This is a genomic window from Alcanivorax sp. HI0044, assembly GCF_001634945.1.
Map to the genome: position 1 here is coordinate 1 of NZ_LWEZ01000400.1, position 875 is coordinate 875.

Sequence of the window (875 nt, forward strand, 5' to 3'; positions counted from 1 at the left end):
CGTCTCTTCTCTCTTCTTCACAACAGTCTTCGAGGCCCATGCCTCTAATAAACAATCTTCTTCCGCTCGCGCATCATAACCAGAAACGCATCACGCATCACGCCTCGCGCGCCTCAGGCTCCGAAACACCACAGCCTCAGGCCCATACCAACACCCCGTCTTGTCTGAGGCGAGGAATTTATTGCTTGCCCCAAAACAACAGAAGCCCGGCAAATGCCGAGCTTCTGTTGTGGTTACCCAATCTACGGCCTGTTAGCGACGCAGACCCAGCTTTTCGATCAGCTGGAGGTAACGGGTGCGGTCTTTCTTGGCCAGGTAGTCCAGCAGCTTACGACGCTGGTTTACCATGCGGATCAGACCACGACGGCTGTGGTGATCCTTCTTGTGGCCTTTGAAGTGATCCTGCAGGCCGTTGATGTTGGCACTCAGCAGAGCCACCTGAACTTCCGGGGAACCGGTGTCGTTCTCTTTGCGGCCATGCTCTTTCAGGATCTCAGCTTTCTGTTCAGCGGTTAACGCCATGTTGCTTCTCCAATATGCTCAATTAAGGTCACGGCCAGCCATGCATATTTATAGCTGCCGTCATTAATCAGGCCAGTCCCCTCAGGAGGCTCCGCCTGCGATCAGACGACGAGGGGCAATCCGCCCGTCTTCCAATACTTCTCCGACACCCAGAAATTCACCACTGGATGCCTGATAAACGCTGACCCAGCCGTCCAGAGGACGGTCTGAGGCCATCACTGGCTGACCCTGCTGCAGGTAATACGCCGCATTGTCACCCAGTTCAACGCGCGGCCAGTCTGCCACGCTGGTAGATAAAGGCAAGAGCAGTTCGTCGATTGCCTCGAACCCGCCGGTTTCCTTGATCTTGCCCA

The 875-nt window shown here is 55.4% G+C and carries 2 protein-coding genes; both read right to left on the minus strand.

Annotated elements, in window-relative coordinates; all coding sequences use genetic code 11:
- Positions 1-252: 252 nt before the first annotated feature.
- Positions 253-522 (minus strand): 30S ribosomal protein S15, encoded by a 270-nt coding sequence (gene rpsO / locus A3730_RS04875; RefSeq protein WP_063519235.1) that lies wholly within the window; start codon positions 520-522, stop codon positions 253-255.
- Positions 523-603: 81 nt separating this feature from the next.
- Positions 604-875, minus strand: a 272-nt coding sequence (locus A3730_RS04880; protein ID WP_197477299.1) for a tRNA pseudouridine(55) synthase TruB, incomplete at its 5' end; no start/stop codon positions are given.